Below are 20,585 nucleotides of genomic sequence, written 5' to 3'. Positions count from 1 at the left end.
GATATAAATGGCTTACAAAGTATTAATTTTAGGGAATAGTGGAACTGGAAAATCTACATCAATAAGAAATCTTATTCCAGAAGAAACTTTTGTTATTAAGTGTGTAGATAAACCACTTCCTTTTAAAGGATCTGGAAAAACATATAGCTTACAAAATAAAAATATTTTTGTTACAACAAACATTCAAAAAGTTTATGCAGCACTAGACAAGATAAACTCAAACAATAAAATCAAAACTCTCATAATAGATGATTTTAATTATCTTTTGACTTTTGGATATAAAGAGAGTGCTAAAGAAAGGGGATTTGAGAAATTTGAAAGGTTAGCTTTTGGGATTGTAGATATTTTTCAAAAGGTAGACGAGATGAGAAGTGATTTAATAGTTTATTTTATGGCTCACACTCAAAAGGACCAAGATGGAAAACTCTCAATGAAAACTGTAGGAAAATTTCTTGATGAAAAATTGGTAGTAGAGGGACTTTTCTCAATAGTTATTTTAGCTCTTGGTAGTGAGAATGACTATAACTTTAAAGTCAACGGACAAGATCCTGCAAAAAGTCCTATTGAGATGTTTGAAACTGATGATATAGAAAATGATTTAACATTAATAAACAAAGCGATATTAGAATATTTTAACTAAAAAAAGGAGATGATGCCAAATGGCACTATGGAACACTAAACAAGAAGATTTAACAGCTAAGACAGGAACTAGAGAAAAAATAACAGTAAACGGAATATATGAGATGGAAATAAAAGAGGCATACCTTACAGACTCAAAGCAATCAAAAGCCAAAGCAGTAACAATAGCTTTTGAAAATGATGTGAACTATGGAAGAGTAAACTTTTGGTTTTTAAAAGGTGATGGTACAGAGAATGAGTTTGCTACAAAATCTCTTAACAGACTTTTATATCTTTGCAAATTAAAATCTGAAAACTTAAAAGAAGTTAAAAAGACAGTTAAAGGATTCGGTGGAAAAGAGATAGAAAGAACATTCCTACAAGACTTACACGGAAAGCAAATAGGAATGATTATAGAAACTAAAAAAGAGGGAGATAACATCAACCTTGAGATAAAAGACTTCTTTGATATTAAATCAAGAAAAACAAGTGATGAAATTATAAATAAGATGGAGGCATCAACTGTAATATTCTTTGAGGATAAATATGCAAAAGAAGAAAAGAATAAACCAGTTAATGATGATTTAGCTTATGAAACAAATAAAAATATTACAACAGCTACTAGCTTAGATGATGACGAGTTTCCATTTTAGTAAGGAGGATTACGGACAATGAGTAAATATGACAACTATAAACAATATGGCGATGAGCTAAGATTTAATTATTGTCCTATTTGTAAAAGAGAAAAAGATAATCCAGATTTTACAGTTAATGTAACTACTGGACAGTATTATTGCCACTCCACAGGTCAGGGTGGCAATATATCTGAAATAGAAGATTTTGATATGGACCTTATTAAAAATGTGAAAGTGATAGAAACTCCAGCTAAAGAAAAAGCAAAAGATTTTACAGAGTTCTTTAAAAATCAAATACAAAATCATTTAGGACAAGATTGGATTGATTATTTAAAAGGACGTGGGATATCAGAAAAGTTTTTAAATACCTTTTGCCGTAAAGGTAAATATAATTCAATGATGATTCCAATAGTAGATGAGAAAGGAAAGATAGTTTCTATTAAATATAGAACTCTTGATAAAAAATTATCATCAGAGCCAGGAAGTCTGACTAATTATTTTGTTAACTGGCATAATGTAAAAGATTTTAGCTATGTAATTATAGTTGAGGGAGAGATTGACCTTTTAAGTTGTGTTGAAGCTGATTGCTATAATGTAATCTCTCTTCCATTTGGTGCAAAGAATGTAAAATGTGTGGATAATCAAAAGTTATGGCTTGAGAAATTTGAAAAGATAATAATAGCTACTGATAATGATGATCCAGGAAGAGATGGAAAAGAGAGAATAAAAACTCTTTTAAGTTCTATTTCTCATAAATTATATGAGGTGGACCTTGGAAAATATAAAGACTTTAATGAGGTATTACAGGCAGAGGGGACATCAAAAGTTAAAGAAATAGTGGAAAACGCAACTAATATAGAAATAGACAAAAGTATATTTTACGGAGAAAGAGGAAAGTTTTTATTTTTTAAGTTTGCGGAGTATTTGAAAGGCAAATATAAAATAGTAAAAATTGATAATGAGTTGTATCAATACAACGGAAAAATCTATGCTAAAGGTGAAGAGATACAAAAATTAATGATAAAAGAAATTGAAGAACTTTCTTCTAGGCAGAGAAAAGAGATTCTTGAATATTTAAAGCTGATAGCTCCACCAAAAATCAGAAATGATAATGGAGTTGTAGCTTTTAACAATGGAATATACTCGATACTGGAAGATAAGTTATATCCTTTTAGTCCTGACTTTGTAATTACTAATCAAATTTCTTGGAATTATAATCCTAATATTTATAGCGAACTTATGGATCACACTCTCAACAAATTTATTTGCAGTGAAAAAGATGCTAGAAACTTACTAGAAGAGATTATAGGATATATATTTTTTACTAAGAATGAGCTTGGAAAAGCATTTGTAATTGTTGGAGATAAAGCAAATGGTAAAAGTACTTTCTTAAAAATTCTATCACATCTGATAGGGAAAAGTAATGTTAGTGCTTTGAACTTAGATGATATTACAAATTCAAGATTTAGACTGTACCAAGTAGCTAATAAACTTCTAAATATTGGTGACGATATAGGGAGTGGATATATTCCAGAGAGTGAGAATTTTAGAAAATTAGTTACAGGAGATATTATCACAGCAGAACAAAAGGGGAAGGATCCTATTGAATTTAACTGTTATGCAAAATTTATTTTTAGTGCTAATGAGATACCTAAGATAAAAGATCCTACTGGAGCAACAGCACGGAGAGTAATTATAATTCCTTTTCTTAACAGTTTTACACAAGCTAATAAAGATTATGACCCTTATTTTTTAGATAAAATCAAAAATAAAGATTGTATGGAATATTTAATCAAGGTTGGGATTGAGGGACTAAAAAGAGTTCTAAAAAATAAAAAGTTTAGTGAAACAGAAAAAAATAAGGAACTTTTAGATAAATTCAATAGAAACAATAACCCATTATTTGAGTTTATTGATTATTTAGAAAATGATAGTTTAATTCCAATGGAGTTTGATTATATCATCAATAACTATCCTTGTACAGCTATATTTGAGGGGCATTTTAATGTGGATAATAAGCAATATGAATTGAATGGTTATAAAGATTGGGCAAATAAAAATGGATATAAGGCAATTTCTTATAATACCTTTAAAGAAAATATGTGCAAAAATTTTGGACTTGATGTAAAACAGTTTAGAAAAAGAGGAAAACAAGAAAGATATTTTATAAAAAAATAAATTTTGTGACAGTTGCTGTAACATTGTTACAAGAAACTTTAAAAGCTGTCACAGACTTAAAACGTTTAAAATAAATAAGTTAGAATTAAAGTGTTACAGTGTGACAGTATTTTCTTTATATATAATAATATATATAAATATTATAGTAATATAAAAAAAGGGTAGGAGAGAAAGAATAAATAAGTGAGTGTGTAAACAACTTGCCCTTTAGCTGTCACGTTGTAACAGTAATCATTAAATATAGGTACTAACTAACTTTGTAACGTTACAAGAAATTTTAAAAGCTGTCAACTGTTACAGCAAATGTGCCAGGAGGAAAAATGGATTTACCAAAAGGTGCTTGTTTTAAAGAATTTTATTATCGTGGACTTTATTGTGAAACCTCCGAGGAGCTTTTAGAATACCTAAAAAAGAATAAATGGTATTTTGATAAAATGCGTCCTGAGGTCCAGCAACAGTTCAGAGATATATACAAAGATTTAAAAAGAAGAGAGAAAGAGGCGAGAAATGAAACTAGACTTAAATGAGATAGTTGGAAAAGAGTTTGAAAATAAATACAACGAAAAGTTTGTAGTTAATAAATATCTTTTTAAAGAAAAAACTAATCATTGTTACGAAGTTAGATTTTTATTAACTAGCAATATTCAAATGACTACTCTCAACCAAATTAGAAATGGTACTTGCAGAGATGTAGTTGAGAGAAAGAAGCAAAAAAGACTTAAGACTGAAAGAAATCTTAGAGAAAGAAATAAATTAGTTGCTAAAACTAAAAAAGTCTGTGTAATTCCTAAGGATCTAAATACTAAAAGTGTTCTGTCAATTGACTTGTCTTCCACTTCAACTGGGATTGCATACTCTCACCAAGGAAATATTGTAAGATGGAAAACTATTAAATCTGATAAAGATGATTTTAGAGAAAGAGGATTTGAAATAGTTGGAGAGATTGTTGAGATACTGGAAAAAGGTAAGATTGATTATATCATCCTGGAAGATGTGTTTTTAGGTTTAAATTCTGATGTTTTAGCAAAACTTAGTGAAGTTAGAGGAATGCTTATGTATCATATCAAAAGATTGGGAATAGAATATCTAATTATTCCACCAATCCTTTGGAAAAATAGATTTGAAGGTGTCCCTCTTCATAGAAAAGAACAGAAAGAGTTTATGATGCAAAAGTTCTTTGAGTTTACAGGTGTTGAGGCTGATAGTGATGATGCAGCTGATGCTTATATGATTTTAAAAGCTTGTCTGATGTAAGGAGGTTTAAAAATGAATTATGATATTTGTTATTGTGCTAATAGGACTTGTCCATTGAAATATAGATGTGAAAGATATAGAGATAGTAGTGAGGAAGAAGGTAAAGAGTTTTGGTTTACTGCTTATGATCCTAGAAACTGTCCAGAAACTGCAGATAATTTATTTGAGAAAAAATACCTTGAAGAGATAGAAAAATTTAAAAAGGAGTATAAAGAAGAGGCTGAATCTTATTTTTCTGATGAAAATGCAAAACTAATGAATAAAATAGCAAAGATTTTTGATGAAGAAAATGTAAGCAATGAACTTAGAGAAAAAATAATAACTGCTATTTATGAGGTGAAATGGTATGAGGAAGATTAAATCTGAAAGAAATACTAAGAAACTAAAAAATAGTGTAGATGATTTCTATTATTGCTGGATTAACCATCCAGCTTTAAAAGAAAGAATAAAAACTCTTTCTAATAAGAAGATGAATCAAATAACTGATAGGTTGAAATTTATAGTAGACAGAATGTATCTTAGATTAAGAGTAGAAGAAAAGTTTATGTATTACATAAATCTTTATAATCTTTATGAAATGATTACTATCTATTTTCAAAGAAAGAATAAAGTTATTGAAACTCTTGAAAAAATTACTGATGATGTTTGTATAACTGAAAGAATAAAAGAGAAAAAAGATTTAGACATTATAAAAGAGTTTATAGGTTATGAAACAGCTTTTATTGATATTTATTATAAAAAGGCTGATGACACAGCTCATTGGTTGTATTCTTGCATAATGGAGATACTAAAAAAATATATTGGTCGTTTAAAAGATGATAGGACTGATATTCTTAATAAAAAGTTAAGTGAGCTAATAAATGAAATACCTAATGAAATTTTAGTAAAAGAAAAGAATATTCAAAAAGAAATTGAATTTTTAAATGAGATTTTAAAAAGAATTAAATATGCTAGAGAGAATATAGATGTTATTTTTTCTTTCTGGAGCGAAAAAGATGATAAGAAGTTAAGAACTATGATTAAGGGTTCTTTAACTAGAGCTGAAAAACTGATAAATATGGTTGTTTCTGAAATTGAAGATGCTTGTATGATGGCTTAGGAGGAATAATGATAACCTTTGAACTAAGAAATAAAAAACCTATAATAAAAGCTGTTATTGGAAAGAAAATAGAAGAACAAGAAATAACAATAGAGCAAGCAGAAATAATTGCTAAAAATTTATTAGAGTTTATCTGTGAACAAAATAAAAAGTCAATGATAGTTCTAGCAGGTCAAAAGTGGATAAATGAAGAAGGTGATAAATGATGCTGGAAGAAAACCAAAGAACCTTGATTAGTATGTCTGAACTGGTATTTTTCTTAAATAGAGACCTTAAAGAGTTAAAGTTTGAAAATGAAAATTTAATAGTTCAGGTAAATGCGAAAAATAATTTATTAGAATCTTGGAAAAAGTTAATAGAACAATTAAAACTTGACAATAAAGAGCTAGAGAATAAAAATTTACAACTTAAAGAAGAGTTAAAACAAAAAGAAATGATAGTAAAAATTTCTGAAGAACAACTAAAGAAGTATAGAAAAGAGGAAAAGAAGAGAGAAGAAATCTCTAAGGCACTTGGAGAAACTATAAAGGAGATGAAAAATAAATAATGAAAAAAGAAGATTTCATAGAAATAACGAATCAACATATAGAATCTTGTGAAAAAATACTTAATGGAGAAGAACCTAGATGTTCTGAATGTCCATTTTGTTCAATAAATTCTCCAAATCGTGATAATTGTGTAGAAAAAGGATATGCTAACAGAATGAATGGCTGTAGTAAAGATGAAACTTTAAAAAAAAATGCAAAAGAGTTTTTGGAGATGTGTAAAAAATTAAATTCTAAAGAGACACAAAAAGAAGAAGCCCCAGAAGAAAAAATTGATAATATAAATAGTCCAAAACATTATAAGTTACCAGGTTTAAATATTGAATCTATAGATATTATAAGAGTCATACTTGGAAAATATTTCAAATGGTTCTGTCTAGGAAACATCATCAAATATATCTTAAGAGCTGAGAAGAAAAATGGATTGGAAGATTATAAAAAAGCTAGAAAATATTTAGATTGGTTAATCGAAAGAGAGGAAAAATGATGAAAACTATAAAGGCTAACGAGCTTATATGCCCCTATTGTGGGGCTATATACTCTGAAAAAGAAATAGACTTTGAAGAAAACAAAGATAATGAAATGATATGTAAAAATTGTGGAAGAACTTATAATTACAATGTTCATATTTCTTATTCTAGCTGGAAGAAGGAGGATTAAATGATTTTAAAAATAGCTGGACTTTTATATATTTTCTACATAGTTATTGTTTATCTTGTAGTAATTGTTTATGATACTGGGAAATTTATAAGATTTTTGAAAGATAAAAATTTAAGAAAAAGTGCGATCAAGGATTTACTACTATTAATAATTTTAATTCCTATTATGCCATTTATGGTTCTAATACACTTTTTAGAAAATGAATTTAATTTATATTTGTGAGGTGTAAAATTTGAATAAAAAAGAATACTTAAAACAAGGGTATAAATTAAAACAAGAGATTAAAAGTTTGGAACAGACTTTAGAAGAACTTGAAAGTAATCTTGATAATGTGAAAGCTATTCAATATTCAAAAGATAAATTAGAAGGTGGACCTTTGCAAGATGATACTAACATAATTGAAAAAATAGATAAAATTATAGAAGTGGAAAACCTTATAAAAGATAGATTACTTGAATTAAAAACTTTTCAAGCTAATTTAATTTTAGAAATTTTAAAACTGAAAAATTCTAATGAAAAAAATTTATTACAGGCAAGATATGTTATGAATTTAACTTGGGAAGAGATTTCAAAGAAATTAAATTATTCAGTAATGCATATTCATAGAATACATAAAAAAGCTTTAGAAAATTTTGAAACTTTATAATAAAGAAAAAAGTCAAAATAGTAAAATATATTTTGACTTTTTTTATAAAGAATGGTAGAATTAATTCTAACACAGAAAGGATTGGTGGAAAAAATGACAGAGAGATTAAGAGGAATATGTTCTTTAATATTGAGATTAAATCCAAATACATCTAATTTAGTTTTACAAAAATTATTATATTTTATTCAAGCTGCTTCATTACGTTATCTAAATCAACCAGCTTTTAGAGATGAAATAGAAGCTTGGCAATATGGTCCAGTCGTTCCAGAAGCATATAGAGAATTTAAATATAATTATGATAATCTAAAAAATTCACAAGAAGTGGCAGAAGAACCGCTTGTAAGAATTATAGAAATAATAATAAATGGGTTAGGAAGTAGAAGTGCATATGATTTAGTGAATTTGACTCATTCTTATAATTCGTGGCAAAGAAGTTGGGAAGCTGGTCCAGGAACATTAATAACTCTAGAGCAGATAAGACAATGTCATAATGAAATAGCTAACATAAAAAATGGTTTTATTTTTTAGGGTGATTAGATGTTAAGATTTACAGAACTTGAAACTGGAATTAGAGATTTAGAAATAGAAGATAGATTTTCAGAAAAATTAGAAGAGTATTTTTCAAAATTACTTGATGTGAATAAACAACTAAACGAATTGAGAGAAGAGATAAAAAAAGATAAGTTAGCACAATTTACAGATGAAGAAAAGGATGATTTTAGAAAAAGATTAAAAGTAGTTTATAAAGAACAAGATAATTTGATAGAACATACTGAAGAAGCTTCTCTTTCTTTGGAAGAAAAAGAGAAATTTTATCAAAATGAAAAATATATAAAAATTTTATCAGTAAAATTAGATAATCAAATTTTAATAGGAAGAATGATTAATAAGGTACAAAGAGAGGAAGCTACAAGAATAGCTAAAAAGAACGAAGAATTAAAAAGAGAGAGTGAAAATTTAAAGCTACAAACAGAAGTTTTTAATCAGGAAATAGAAAAAACTTCACGAGCAATTAAAGAAGAAAATGCAAGTATGAAAGAAAGTATATTAACGGTCACATCTTTGGTTTTTACGGCTTTTTCTTTTATTCAAATAAACTTTGTTGCTTTTCAAAATTCAAAAGATTACCTTGTTCTTGATAGAATTATATTATTTTCAGGAATTAATGTATTTTTGATAGTAGGTGTTTATTCTATTCTATCTATGATAAAGTCTTTTTTTAGAATAGAGGTTGAGGAAGGAAAAGAAAAGCATCTATTTAAAAAGATAATATTAGTTTTTATTTTCTTTATGATTATATTTGGAGGAACTTTATGTTTAAAAGGAAAAACAGAAAAGTATGAAAAGAAAAACAATATAATTGTTAAGAAATTAGAAAAAGAAAATAAAGAATTAAAAGAAAAAATAGAAAGTTACGAAAAAGAAATGGATAATAAACTTAATAATTTAGAACTTCAAATAATAAATTATAAAAAAGAACAATCTTTATTAGAAAATGATTTTTTAGAGTATAAAGAAAATATGAATAAAAAAAAGTAATTATGTTATAGTATGTTATGCTTGCTATATGCTATAATATATGTGGAAAATTTATTACAAAAGGGACAGAAGAAAAAACTGTCTCTTTTTTTATATCCAGGAGGTGAAGTAGTGTGAAACTAAATGCTAGACAAAAGGCTTTCTGTGAATTTTATGTAGCATCTGGAAATGCTACTGAATCGGCAAGAAAAGCTGGATATAGTGAAAGTTATGCAGTTAATAGAATCCACGAATTAATGAAAAGTGTGGGTATTTGTGGGTATATTGAAGAACTTAATAAAAAAGTAGAAGATAATAGAATTGCTGATATAAAAGAAGTGAAAGAATTTTGGACTGAGGTTTTAAGAAATAAAAATCAAAAAACCCAAGACAGACTAAAAGCATCAGAATATATTGCCAAGACAAATGGAGCTTTCCTAGATAAAGTAGAAGTTAAGGGAGAGTTAAAGACTGATAATCCTTTCTCTGGATTTACTACTGAGGAATTAAAGAAGGTGGTTTTTGGTGATAAGTAAAGAAGAAATTATAAAACAAGCAAAATTGGAACTTGCAAGACGTGAGTTCTTTTTTTATTGTCATTTAAAAGCACCTGACTTTTATAAATATGATAGACCTTTTTTAGTAAATCTATGTAATGACTTGCAGGAATTTATAGAGGGAGAAGACGAAGTTTTAATTTTAAATCTTCCACCTAGACACGGAAAATCAAGGACAGTAGGCTTATTAGTTGAGTGGCTACTTGGCAAAGATATAAATACAAAGATAATGACAGGTTCATATAATGAAACCTTATCAACTATGTTTTCTAAGAATGTAAGAAATACTATTCAAGAAACAAAAGCTGATAAAGATAAGATAGTTTATAATGATATTTTTCCTAATACTCATATAAAACACGGTGATGGAGCAATGAATCTTTGGAGTTTAGAAGGTGGATATAATAACTATCTTGCTACATCTCCAGGAGGAACTGCAACAGGTTTTGGTTGTAGCTTGCTTATAATAGATGACCTTATAAAAAATAGTGAAGAGGCATTTAATGAAAATGTGCTTGATAAACAATGGGATTGGTTTACTCAGACAATGTTATCAAGACTTGAAGAAGGTGGAAAAAACATTATCATTATGACAAGGTGGGCAAGTGGAGATCTTGCTGGAAGGGCTTTGGAACATTATAAGGAAGAGGGAAAGAAAATAAAGCATATTATTATGAAAGCTCTCCAAGATGATGGGACAATGCTTTGTGATGATATATTGAGTTTAAAGTCTTATAATTCAAAAATAAGAGCTATGGGACCAGAGATTGCAAGTGCAAACTATCAACAAGAGCCTATTGATTTAAAAGGAAGATTATACACAAATATAAAAACTTATGAGAATATTCCAACTGATAGTTCTGGAAAACCTCTCTTCACTTGTATAAGAAACTATACAGATACAGCAGATACAGGAGAAGATTATTTATGCTCTATTTGCTATGGGGAATATAACAAAGAGGCTTATATCTTAGATATTCTTTATACCAAAGAACCAATGGAATTTACTGAACCAGCAGTTGCAGAAATGCTTATAAAAAATAGTGTAAATATTGCTGATATAGAATCTAACAATGGTGGTAGAGGATTTGCAAGGGCTATTGAAAGAGAACTTAGAGAAAAGCAAAATAATAGAACTAGAATAGATTGGTTTCATCAGTCCGCAAATAAAAATGCAAGGATTCTATCGAACAGCACTTGGGTAATGGACCACATATATTTTCCTAAAAATTGGGTTGATAGATTCCCTGAATTTGCAAAAGCTATTTTAACTTATCAAAAAGAAGGAAAAAATAAACACGATGATGGACCAGATGCTTTAACTGGAGTAGCAGAAAAAATGAATAATAGAAATAGAATTACAACATTTAATAAAAGTTCTTTAGGTATCAGATAAGGGGGGTGTGATGTGGAATTAAAAGAACTTCATAACAGATTTGAAGATTATAGAGGAACTGAACTGATAAAACTTCAAAAACTGTATGATTATTACGACGGAAAACATAATATTTTAAGTAAAAGAAATAGAGCAAAAGATAAAGCAGATGCTAAAGTTGTTAGTGGGTATGCAAGTTATATCACAACAATAGCAACTGCTTATTTTTTAGGAAAACCAATCAGTTATAAAGCTGACAATGGATTAAATGGATATGATATTTTAAGTGAATATCTAGCAACAGAAGAGGAACAAAAAACAAATTTTGAATTGGCATTAAACTCCTCTATATTTGGTAAAGCTTATGAACTTTTATATATAGATAATGCAATGGAATTAAAATCTAAATGTTTAGATACTAGAGATGTATTTGTGATAAAAGATAATACTATTGATAGAAATATTATAGGAGCTGTTAGATTTGGAATTAATAAGATTGAAACCAATAAAATAGAAGTTACTCTTGAGGTTTATGATAATACAACAGTAGCTGTTTATAAATATGAGGTAACAGATAATTGGAGTGCTAAGGATCTAAACAATGCTAGAAATTTAATTAGCAAAAAACTTCACGGATTTAGTTCTGTACCTATTATTGAGTATAGTAATAATAAAAATCAAAAGGGAGATTTTGAAAATGTAATTACTTATATAGATGCTTACGATACAGCTGTTTCGACTTCTATTGACGATCTTACAGACTTTTCAGATGCCTATTTGGTATTAAAAAATCTTGGTGGAACTACAGCAGAAGATATAAAGGAAGTAAAAGAAACAAAAGTTTTAAATGTTAATGGTGATGGAGATGCTAAGTGGCTTATAAAAGAAGTTAATGATACATATTCTCAAAATGTAAAAGATAGACTTAATGATGATATTCATAAATTCTCTTTTACTCCAGATATGGGAGATGAGAAATTTAGTGGAAATACTTCTGGAGTTGCATTAGAGTTTAAATTACTTCCTCTTGAGCAATTAGGCTCTCAAAAAGAAATGTATTTTAAAGATGCTTTGAATCAGAGATTAAAACTTATAATTGATTATCTGGGGCTAAAGATAAAACCTACTCAAATTCAAAAAGTATTTACTAGAAACTTACCAAGAAATATCAAAGAGATTTCAGAAATAATGAAAAATCTAAAAGGATTAGTGTCTGATGAAACTATTATTTCTCTCTTCCCTCAGGTTGAAGATGCAAAAATAGAAATGGAAAAGATGAAATCAGAAGCAGAAGAAAATAATATCTATGCTGATTATAATAATTTTAATAAAGTAGCTGATAACAATGAACAACAAGCAAAAGAGTAAAGAATATTGGGAAAAGAGAGCAATAGAAAATGAGAATAAAGTTTATGCTAAAGGCAGCGAAGTAAAAAAAGCTTTAGAAGAACATTATTTAAAAGCTAAAAAAGAAATAAGGAAGTCTGTTAGTGAATTGGTAGCTCGTTATATGGATAAAACAGAATTATCTTATATAGAGGCTGTAACTTATCTAACATCATCAGAGTTTAAAGAGTGGAGAATGACACTTGAAGAATATGAGGAAGAAATAAAAAGACTTGAAAAAATATCTCCAGAGTTTGCTAGAAAGTTAAGGATAGAGCTTGAAACATTAGCAACTAAATCTAGAATCACAAGGTTAGAAAGCCTTAACACTCAGATAGATATGGAACTTGCTAAGAAAAGTATTAAAGACTATGATGTAGTCAGAGATGGTGTTAGTAAAACTTATTCTGATTTTTTTAAAATACAAACCACAGAATTTGGACTTGATGGAGCAAATACAGTTTTACCCAAAAAAACTATTGAAATGCTTATGCAACAGCCTTGGAGTGGCTCTAATTTCTCGGAAAGGATTTGGGACAACAGTTCAGCTCTTGCAAGAGTTTTAAAGCAAGAAATTATTCAAGCATTTATGCAAGGAGTATCTGTTAAAGATTTATCAGATAGAATTGAGAAAAGATTTGAAAATGATAGATATAACACAGAAAGGCTTGTTAGAACAGAACTAAACTATGCACTTAATCAAAGTACTAAGTTATCCTATGATGAGGCAGGAATCAAAGAGTATGAGTTTTTAGCTGAGATAGATAGTAGAACTTCTGATATTTGTAGAGAGTTAAATGGACAAATATTTAAAATGAAAGATGCTAGAACTGGAGTTAATTATCCACCTATGCACCCTCATTGCAGAAGTACAACTATTCCAGTAATGAATTATGAGGATATAAAAACTAGAAAGACTAAATCTAAAAAAGAGAAGACAGAACCTATAAAAAGTGATATACTAAAAGAAAAGGGTGAATTGTATGGCTTAAATAAAAAGTTACCTAGAAAAGAATTTGCCCAAAAATTATTATCTAATTTAGAGTTAAATCACTTAGAAGTAACTATAAAAAGTATGGATGCGAGAGGAAGCTGTGGACTGGGGTTAGAACCAATAAACTCAGAAAAATCAAAATTATTGGTAAAAACTTATAATTTAGAAAAAGATGATAATAGAAGTAAATATTATCAATTGAAGACAGCATTCCATGAGGCTTATCACGCTTTAGGGCATAATAAAGAAGTGGATTTTGTATACTCTAAAGAACAATTTATAAAATGGGCATATATGGACGATGTTTTCGCTGAATGTTCCGCTCATTATATGATGAAAAAGTTAGGAAATAAAATTCCTATCTCTCCCTCTTATCCATCTTATTTAGCTGAAACATTACCAAAATTGAAAAAAATAGAAAAATTTAAAAATTGTAAAACTATAGAAGATTTTGGAGAAATAGCTTGGAAAGAAAAAATAGCAGGAAAGAATCCCGCTTGGATATCTTTAAAAAAGGAATTGGATAAAATAAATGTTGAGGAAAATTATTATAAAAAATATTTAGATTATGCTAGAAATAATAAAAGTAAAATAAAAACTTTGATAAAAAGAAATTCTCCTGATATAAAAATGGAAGCAATAGAAAGAAATGTAGAAACAGCTTTAGATAAAGGAGAAGTAAATAGTAAAATTTCTCAATTAATAATCGCTAATGTTATGAAATTAAAAGGAGTGATATAATGAAATTTTATGATGACTATATTATCAATAAAACAAAAACAAAAGAAATAGAAGACATATTATTTGAAATGGGACTTACTACAGATCTTATACTCGAGGGAATCAATGATAAGTATAACGAGGGACTAGAAAAATTAAAAGAGATTGGGGAGGAGAAATTAGCAAAAGCTATTGAGGAAAAACAAGTTTTTTTTAACATTTAGACATCAACACCTCTACAGTTCTTAAATGAACGAGGTAGAGGTTTTTATTACATAGCAATTTTTAGACTAGTCGTTGCTATGTAGCTAAGCACTTGGAGAAATTCAGGTGCTTTTTTATTTGTCGTTCATTGCACGACATCAATTAGGATATAGACCTTGTTGCACCTATGACTTTTTAGTTAAGTGGACCATAACAAGGTCGTTTTTATTTATGGAAGTATTGTCTAGTAGGTAGGACAACAGTTTGCTAAACTGTCGAGTTAAAAGCTCTCGTGGGTTCGAATCCCTCTACTTCCGCCAATATGGGAATGTGATATTTCAAGTTATCCTGTGCTTTGCACTGAGTTGGGTTAAGTCTCCAACCATTCCCTTAACCAACGAAAAAGGAGATGAAAGAAAATGACGCATATTGAAAGAATGGAATTGGAGCTTAAAGAAATAAATGAAAAAATAGAAAAAGCTACAATTTTTGTAGAAAAGGAAATTAAAAATCCTAATTTTACTGATGAAATTCAAAGAATTAAATTATCTTGTCAAATTGAGCATATGTTAGCTTATGCTTCTATTTTAAAAGAAAGAATAGAATATGATAAACAAAAATAAAAAAAGGAGTGATATTTATGGAAGGAATAACTAGTGCTGGATATGCTGTTCTTTTTGGACTTGCTTTAGTTGGAGTTTTAGCTTTAGTTAAAGCATATAAAAATAGAAAAAAATGAACAGAAGATATTTTTAAATTGAGAGTACCTGATAAAGGGATTCCAGGATCATATTTTTATAGAAGTAAATAATTGTCGAACTATGGACATTAAACATAGGATATAACAGTCATACAGGACTTTAAACAGGAGGAATTTATGAAACAAAACAACTTTTTTAAGACAAGAGGATTTAACATTCAGATATTTGCTGAAGGAGATAAAACTTTTACTCAAGAAGAGCTAGATAAAGCAATCAATGATAGATTAGCAAGAGAAAGAAAAAAATTTGATGCAGAGAAAAAAGAATTAGAAAGAAAGCATAACGAAAGTATCGAAGACTACGAAGAGAGAATAAAAACCGCTAATATGACTGCTGAGGAAAAGTTCAAATTAGAAATTGAGAAAAGAGATAAACTTCTTGCTGAAAAAGAGGGAGCATTAAAGAAAATTGAAGTTGATGGTATTAAAAAAGCTTTTCTTTCTAAATATAAACTACCTGAAAAGTTTATGTCTAGAATTTCAGGAGAAACAGAAGAAGATATTGAGGCTTCAGTTAAAGAATTTAATGAGGTTATGGGAGAGTATATTAAATCCCAAGCTGGTGGAACACCTGATAATTTAAACGGAGGTTCTGGAGAAAAAACAAAAACAGATAAAGGATTAGAAGCTTTTGATAAAGCTTATAGTTCATATTAATTTTATAAGGAGATGATTTTTAATGTCAATGAATTACACAGAAATATATTCAAGTAAAATAGATGAGAGATTTTCACCTTCAACAGTATCTCATCACGCAACAAACAATGATTATGAATTTGTAGGAGCAAAAACAGTTAAAGTTACATCAATTAGTACAGCAACAACTAAAGATTATGATAGAAGCAAAGGATATGGAGATGTCGAAATGCTTTCTAATACTCTTCAAGAGTTAACAATGAGAAAAGACAGATCTTTTAAAATTCTATTGGATAAAATGGATGAAGAAGAAACTAAAATAAAAGCTGGAGAAGTTCTTGCAAGACAAAAAAGAGAAGTTATAGATCCTGAGGTCGAAAAATACAGATTTGGAATAATGCTTGATGCAGTTACAGCTGGAAATAATAAAATTACAGGAGCAGCAGGAAAAGAATATGAAAAATTCTTAGATGCTAACGTTGCTTTAACTAATGCTTTTGTTCCTAAAGCTGGAAGAGTTGCATATGTAACTCCTGAGTTTTTAAAAGCTTTAAAATTAGATTCTTCTTTCATTAAAGCTTCTGATTTAGCTCAGGATATGCTTATTAAAGGTCAAGTTGGAATGATAGATGGAGTACCTATTGTAGAAGTGACTAAGGCTTGGATGGAAGATAATACTAGTGACACAACAGTCAAATATGATTGTTTAGTAGCTCACAGATCTGCTACAGTAGCACCTATCAAACTTGCTGAATATAGAGTTGTAACAGATTCTGAAAACTTTTCAGGGACTTTATTCCTTGGAAGATACTACCACGATTGTTTTGTATTAAATAATAAAAAAGTAGGACTTGCTGGAGTTACTAGACCCTAATGTTCCCCTAAATAGAAAAATTAGGGGTTCTAAAAAGGAGTAGTGAATTTTTATGGAAGAGACAATTAATAAAATTTATGATTGTTTATCAACTTTTTTATCTGAAGAGAATGAGAGTAAATTAAAACTTATCATTAAAATGCAAGTCAGAAAATGTCTAAATTATATGAACAGAGAAGATTTTCCATCAGAACTTATAGAGCCTTTAGCTGAGGCAATAGCTCTTGAACAATTAAATAATAAAGAGCAAGAAGTAAAAAGAGTAACCGCTGGAGATACTTCTATTGAGTATAATACTGGACAAAGCTCATCTGATTTGATTTTAATTTCTATGAAAGAACAACTAAATAGATTTAGGAGAGTGGGGACTATTGGGACTATTATTCAAAAATAAAGGCTTAGGCTTTTTATATACTGATAAATTTTCTATTTATAGACCTCAAGAAGTTGACGATGGCTATGGAGGGACTATTTTAAAAGATGTATTAATATCGGAAAATAATCCTTGCAGGCTATCTCAACAAACTCTTGGAGCTACTGGTGGAGATGTAAATATATCCTCTCTTCAAGAGTTTAAATTATTTGTTCCTTTAGAAATTAAAGTTCTACAAAATGACAAGCTGGAAATTTTTAGAGGAAATCAAAAATATACAGCAAGAGCCACTCAACCTTTTAAATACCTAGATGTATTGCCACATCAAGAGATAGTTTTACAAGAGGTGGTTGAAAATGGCTATTGATGGAATGGACGATTGGATAAAAAAACTTGAGAAAATGAGAGAAGATTTTCCTAAACAAACAGAAACTTTTTTAAGAAAGAAAGCTAATGAAGTTATAAGAGAAACTAAAAGGCTAACTCCTGTTGATACAGGAACTTTAAGGAATGCTTGGCAGAGGGAAAATAATGGAAAATTTAAACAAGTTGTATTCAATGTTACAGCATATGCTCATCACGTTGAGTGGGGTCATAGAATAGTAAGAGGAAAGAAAACTGTTGGTTTTGTTAAAGGAAGATATATGTTACATAAAGGAATCAACAGAGTAAAAGCAACTTTTTATAAAGATTTAGAAATAGTGTATAAAAACCTAATAAAGTAGGTGATAACAATTAAATATAATGATATAAGACAAGCTCTAACTTCTGCTATTGGGAAGTTGGGGCTTTCTGTTTATTACGAAGATATAACAAAAATAAAAAGACCTTGTTACTATATAAACCTTATAGATTATCAAAAAGAGTTTAATGGAAATTATAGAGAGTTAAAGAAATTGGACTTTGACATTTTATATTTTTCAAAAGATAAAGAGGGAAATAACTCAGAAACTATTATAGCTCTTGAAAATCTTGATGATAATTTTGAGGTTTTAGGTAATAAGATATTAAGTATTTCATTTGATGATAAAGAAAAAAATAGATACTTAACTTTAAAAGATACAAGAATGCACATAGTTGATAATATAGGGCATTATGAATTTTCTATTGAGTTATTTGATAAATATGGAAAACCTATTGATTATGAGCTTATGAAAGAATTAAAATTGGAGGTAAACGATGAATGAATTAGCAAAATTAAATGAAACAAGAGCTAAATTAAGAAGTATGCTTAAAGCAGCAGAAGTCGGTCAAATAAATCCTTATCCTGTGATAAAAGTATATTTTGAAACTTTAGCAAGAACAGCTGTTCAAAGAAGTGAAAGAGGAATCCTTGTACTTTTCTTAACTGATACAACAAAAATTGATAAATGGACTACAATTAAATCTGTTGCAGATTTATCCACAGAATATTGGACAGAAGAAAATATTGCTTTAGTTCAAACAGCTTTTGAGGTATTTTCTCCCTATAAAGTTATGATAAGAAGAAAAGGTTCTGATGATGTAGCTGTATTTTTAAAAGAATTAGAAACATTAAAAGTTACACATCTTGCTTGCCCAGAGCTTGAAAATGAAGATGATGGGAAAGTTGTTACTTGGATAAAAGGTAAAACAAATACAAGAAATGTTGTTTATGTATCTGCTTTCGCTACTGCATCTGATGATTGTAGAGTTGTAGAACTTGCAAATAAAGAAGTTAAACATAAAACAATAAAATCTTATGATTCTAAAAAATTTACTGTAATGGTAGCTGGAGCAATCGCTGGTTGTCCTTTAAACAGATCACTTGATAACATAGTTTTTCCTACTATCACATTAGTTGACAATGTAGAGCCTGCAAATGGTAAATTTGCAATGTATAATGATGATGATGTTGTAAAATGTAGACTTGCAATTAACTCAAAAACTACTTTTGACAGCACTTGGAAACCAGGAACAAGATTTATTAAGATTTTTGAGGGAATGAATATCGTAAAATTTGATATTGAAGATACTTTTAAAGATTATTGGTGTGGTTTATACATTAATAACTATGATAATAAAATTGCTTTCTGTAATAACATAAATAAAGTATATTTTAAAGAGTTAGCACCAAATGTATTGTCTCCTGATTTTGATAATAAAATCGATATCGATGTAGAAGCTAATAAAAGATATATAGTTACTGACGGAAAAGATCCAGACACAATGAGTGAAACAGAAATAAGAACTTATCCTACAGGAGAGGAAGTATTCTTATATGGTCAAGTTAGATTTTCTAACACTATGGTAAATCTTCAACTTGGTATTCAATATTAAGGAGGTAGATAGATGGCACAAGAGAAAGTTACTGGTTTAAGAGTAATAAGCGGAGCTTATGGAACATTAAGAGTAGACAATCAAGATATAGCAGAAGTAACAGCAGTTACTGCTGATGTTGAGATTACTAGAGAAGATGTACAATGGGGATTAGGAGTAGATTCTAAAATTACAGCAGTAAAAGGAAGTGGAACAATTACTGTTGATAAAGTATATTCGAGATTTAATGATGTTTATGAGGAACTTTTAAAAGGAAAAGATAAAAGATTCGATTTATATTTAAAAAATGCAGATCCAGATGCAGTTAATGGACAAATAGAAACAATAAATATTCCTGCTGCTTGGTTAAATAAACTTCCTTTAGGATTTGGGGAAAAGGCATCAAAACAAACTAGAGAATATGATTTTGGATTTAATCCGATGGAAACATCTTTCGCAGATAAAATTAAGTAGGAGGAGTTATGTTAAGTATACAAGATTTAATCAATAAAGCGGTTAAAGAGGAAGATAGATTTATTAATGTCAGCATAGAAAAAATGAAGGGAGAAATTAAATTAAGAATCCCTCCTACAAAAGAAATAGATGAGCTAAAAGAAAAACACATAAAAGATTATGAAGAGCTTATGTTCGACTTGGTATATAATTGTTGTGCAGAGCCAGCTCTAAATGACAATAAGTTATTAGAGCATTTTAATTGTAAAGATACACCTTATATGGTTGTCGAAAAAGTATTTGGACTTGGGATAGCAAGTAATTTAGCTGAACTTGTTTTAGATGAAAAAAATGCTGAAAACTCAATAAAAAAAGTAGACACAAAGGTTGATGCAATAAAAAACTAATAGAAAGCGACTGGAGAGTTTCAACAGTCGCTAAATACTTAAATAAAGGACATTCTTTAAAAGATTTACAAGGCTATACTGATGATGAACTTCTTTTTATGATGATTGCCTTGGAGTAAAACTTGACTTTTTTTATAAAATGTACTATCCTTAGAGTAGATATAAACTTTAAGGGAGGTAATTTTATGAAAAAATTATTTTCATTTTTTTTGATTTTTATTTGCATAATAGTTTTAGGGAAAAAAAGTTACAGTAATGATGAGTATTATGGTGGAAAAGCAAGTTTGAGGCATGGACATTATGAATATACTACAATAACAGAAACACCTAAAGAAGCAGTGATATGATACCCATAAAGGACACATATATATTATCAACAAATTAAAAAATATAAGAAAGTTGGTAATGTATGTCTA

At 28.7% G+C, this 20,585-nt stretch carries 31 protein-coding genes and 1 tRNA gene; all 32 read left to right on the top strand.

The window, feature by feature from the left end; genetic code table 11:
- Positions 1–7: 7 nt before the first annotated feature.
- The 32 genes from I6E15_RS07650 to I6E15_RS07495 all read left to right on the top strand — a co-directional run bounded on the left by I6E15_RS07650 (position 8) and on the right by I6E15_RS07495 (position 20,516).
- A complete protein-coding gene (locus I6E15_RS07650) occupies positions 8–640 on the top strand; it encodes an AAA family ATPase (protein ID WP_235247248.1) in 633 nt (210 codons plus the stop codon).
- A gap of 19 nt (positions 641–659) precedes the next feature.
- A complete protein-coding gene (locus tag I6E15_RS07645) occupies positions 660–1,271 on the top strand; it encodes a hypothetical protein (RefSeq protein ID WP_235247247.1) in 612 nt (203 codons plus the stop codon).
- A gap of 18 nt (positions 1,272–1,289) precedes the next feature.
- Entirely contained in the window at positions 1,290–3,431 is a 2,142-nt protein-coding gene (locus I6E15_RS07640; protein WP_235247246.1) for a phage/plasmid primase, P4 family, read from the top strand.
- Positions 3,432–3,751: 320 nt separating this feature from the next.
- Positions 3,752–3,958 carry a hypothetical protein gene (locus tag I6E15_RS07635; RefSeq protein ID WP_235247245.1) on the top strand — a complete coding sequence of 69 codons (207 nt, stop codon included), beginning with the start codon at positions 3,752–3,754 and terminating at the stop codon, positions 3,956–3,958.
- Entirely contained in the window at positions 3,939–4,685 is a 747-nt protein-coding gene (locus I6E15_RS07630; RefSeq protein ID WP_235247244.1) for a crossover junction endodeoxyribonuclease RuvC, read from the top strand. Before I6E15_RS07635 ends, I6E15_RS07630 begins: the two co-directional genes overlap by 20 nt.
- A 12-nt stretch (positions 4,686–4,697) precedes the next feature.
- On the top strand, positions 4,698–5,045 hold the full coding sequence (locus I6E15_RS07625; RefSeq protein ID WP_235247243.1) for a hypothetical protein: 348 nt from the start codon (positions 4,698–4,700) through the stop codon (positions 5,043–5,045).
- Complete coding sequence (locus I6E15_RS07620; protein ID WP_235247242.1) at positions 5,032–5,784, top strand: hypothetical protein; 753 nt, start codon at positions 5,032–5,034, stop codon at positions 5,782–5,784. The genes I6E15_RS07625 and I6E15_RS07620 overlap by 14 nt, the downstream gene beginning before the upstream one ends.
- 8 nt (positions 5,785–5,792) lie before the next feature.
- Positions 5,793–5,990 carry a hypothetical protein gene (locus tag I6E15_RS07615; protein ID WP_235247241.1) on the top strand — a complete coding sequence of 66 codons (198 nt, stop codon included), beginning with the start codon at positions 5,793–5,795 and terminating at the stop codon, positions 5,988–5,990.
- Positions 5,987–6,331 carry a hypothetical protein gene (locus tag I6E15_RS07610; protein WP_235247240.1) on the top strand — a complete coding sequence of 115 codons (345 nt, stop codon included), beginning with the start codon at positions 5,987–5,989 and terminating at the stop codon, positions 6,329–6,331. Before I6E15_RS07615 ends, I6E15_RS07610 begins: the two co-directional genes overlap by 4 nt.
- Positions 6,331–6,816 (top strand): DUF3310 domain-containing protein, encoded by a 486-nt coding sequence (locus tag I6E15_RS07605; protein ID WP_235247239.1) that lies wholly within the window; start codon positions 6,331–6,333, stop codon positions 6,814–6,816. Before I6E15_RS07610 ends, I6E15_RS07605 begins: the two co-directional genes overlap by 1 nt.
- Entirely contained in the window at positions 6,813–6,989 is a 177-nt protein-coding gene (locus tag I6E15_RS07600) for a Trm112 family protein (protein ID WP_235247238.1), read from the top strand. Before I6E15_RS07605 ends, I6E15_RS07600 begins: the two co-directional genes overlap by 4 nt.
- Entirely contained in the window at positions 6,990–7,211 is a 222-nt protein-coding gene (locus I6E15_RS07595) for a hypothetical protein (RefSeq protein WP_235247237.1), read from the top strand. It begins immediately after the preceding gene.
- Positions 7,212–7,221: 10 nt separating this feature from the next.
- Complete coding sequence (locus I6E15_RS07590) at positions 7,222–7,635, top strand: sigma factor-like helix-turn-helix DNA-binding protein (protein WP_235247236.1); 414 nt, start codon at positions 7,222–7,224, stop codon at positions 7,633–7,635.
- 93 nt (positions 7,636–7,728) lie between these two features.
- Positions 7,729–8,163 (top strand): Panacea domain-containing protein, encoded by a 435-nt coding sequence (locus I6E15_RS07585; protein WP_235247235.1) that lies wholly within the window; start codon positions 7,729–7,731, stop codon positions 8,161–8,163.
- Between the two features lie 9 nt (positions 8,164–8,172).
- The gene (locus I6E15_RS07580; RefSeq protein ID WP_235247234.1) at positions 8,173–9,174 is read left to right on the top strand and encodes a hypothetical protein; all 1,002 of its coding nucleotides are present in this window, start codon (positions 8,173–8,175) and stop codon (positions 9,172–9,174) included.
- Between the two features lie 113 nt (positions 9,175–9,287).
- A complete protein-coding gene (locus tag I6E15_RS07575) occupies positions 9,288–9,689 on the top strand; it encodes a terminase small subunit (RefSeq protein WP_235247233.1) in 402 nt (133 codons plus the stop codon).
- Positions 9,676–11,106: a phage terminase large subunit gene (gene terL / locus I6E15_RS07570; RefSeq protein WP_235247232.1), complete on the top strand. Its 1,431-nt coding sequence runs from the start codon at positions 9,676–9,678 to the stop codon at positions 11,104–11,106. Before I6E15_RS07575 ends, terL begins: the two co-directional genes overlap by 14 nt.
- Positions 11,107–11,118: 12 nt before the next feature.
- A complete protein-coding gene (locus I6E15_RS07565; RefSeq protein WP_235247231.1) occupies positions 11,119–12,453 on the top strand; it encodes a phage portal protein in 1,335 nt (444 codons plus the stop codon).
- Positions 12,431–14,206: a minor capsid protein gene (locus I6E15_RS07560; protein ID WP_235247230.1), complete on the top strand. Its 1,776-nt coding sequence runs from the start codon at positions 12,431–12,433 to the stop codon at positions 14,204–14,206. Before I6E15_RS07565 ends, I6E15_RS07560 begins: the two co-directional genes overlap by 23 nt.
- Positions 14,206–14,409, top strand: coding sequence for a hypothetical protein (locus I6E15_RS07555; protein WP_235247229.1), 204 nt, complete (start codon positions 14,206–14,208; stop codon positions 14,407–14,409). The genes I6E15_RS07560 and I6E15_RS07555 overlap by 1 nt, the downstream gene beginning before the upstream one ends.
- 213 nt (positions 14,410–14,622) lie before the next feature.
- Positions 14,623–14,709: transfer RNA gene (locus I6E15_RS07550), tRNA-Ser, on the top strand.
- Positions 14,710–14,808: 99 nt separating this feature from the next.
- Positions 14,809–15,012: a crAss001_48 related protein gene (locus tag I6E15_RS07545; protein ID WP_235247228.1), complete on the top strand. Its 204-nt coding sequence runs from the start codon at positions 14,809–14,811 to the stop codon at positions 15,010–15,012.
- Positions 15,013–15,266: 254 nt separating this feature from the next.
- Positions 15,267–15,806, top strand: a complete 540-nt coding sequence (locus I6E15_RS07540; protein WP_235247227.1) for a capsid assembly scaffolding protein Gp46 family protein — start codon at positions 15,267–15,269, stop codon at positions 15,804–15,806.
- Positions 15,807–15,828: 22 nt separating this feature from the next.
- A complete protein-coding gene (locus tag I6E15_RS07535; RefSeq protein ID WP_235247226.1) occupies positions 15,829–16,659 on the top strand; it encodes a hypothetical protein in 831 nt (276 codons plus the stop codon).
- Between the two features lie 52 nt (positions 16,660–16,711).
- Positions 16,712–17,053 carry a hypothetical protein gene (locus tag I6E15_RS07530; RefSeq protein ID WP_235247225.1) on the top strand — a complete coding sequence of 114 codons (342 nt, stop codon included), beginning with the start codon at positions 16,712–16,714 and terminating at the stop codon, positions 17,051–17,053.
- On the top strand, positions 17,031–17,399 hold the full coding sequence (locus tag I6E15_RS07525) for a hypothetical protein (protein ID WP_235247224.1): 369 nt from the start codon (positions 17,031–17,033) through the stop codon (positions 17,397–17,399). The genes I6E15_RS07530 and I6E15_RS07525 overlap by 23 nt, the downstream gene beginning before the upstream one ends.
- On the top strand, positions 17,389–17,757 hold the full coding sequence (locus tag I6E15_RS07520; RefSeq protein WP_235247223.1) for an HK97 gp10 family phage protein: 369 nt from the start codon (positions 17,389–17,391) through the stop codon (positions 17,755–17,757). Before I6E15_RS07525 ends, I6E15_RS07520 begins: the two co-directional genes overlap by 11 nt.
- On the top strand, positions 17,758–18,219 hold the full coding sequence (locus I6E15_RS07515) for a phage tail terminator family protein (RefSeq protein WP_235247222.1): 462 nt from the start codon (positions 17,758–17,760) through the stop codon (positions 18,217–18,219).
- A complete protein-coding gene (locus I6E15_RS07510) occupies positions 18,212–19,330 on the top strand; it encodes a phage tail sheath C-terminal domain-containing protein (RefSeq protein ID WP_235247221.1) in 1,119 nt (372 codons plus the stop codon). Before I6E15_RS07515 ends, I6E15_RS07510 begins: the two co-directional genes overlap by 8 nt.
- Positions 19,331–19,342: 12 nt before the next feature.
- A complete protein-coding gene (locus tag I6E15_RS07505) occupies positions 19,343–19,783 on the top strand; it encodes a phage tail tube protein (RefSeq protein WP_235247220.1) in 441 nt (146 codons plus the stop codon).
- A gap of 8 nt (positions 19,784–19,791) precedes the next feature.
- Entirely contained in the window at positions 19,792–20,169 is a 378-nt protein-coding gene (locus I6E15_RS07500) for a hypothetical protein (RefSeq protein ID WP_235247219.1), read from the top strand.
- Between the two features lie 185 nt (positions 20,170–20,354).
- On the top strand, positions 20,355–20,516 hold the full coding sequence (locus I6E15_RS07495) for a hypothetical protein (protein ID WP_235247218.1): 162 nt from the start codon (positions 20,355–20,357) through the stop codon (positions 20,514–20,516).
- Positions 20,517–20,585 lie beyond the last annotated feature (69 nt).

Source organism: Fusobacterium perfoetens (assembly GCF_021531475.1).
Lineage (GTDB): Bacteria > Fusobacteriota > Fusobacteriia > Fusobacteriales > Fusobacteriaceae > Fusobacterium_B.
The sequence above is the reverse complement of the archived record's forward strand: the minus strand, read 5'-3'. Positions and strand labels throughout refer to the sequence as shown.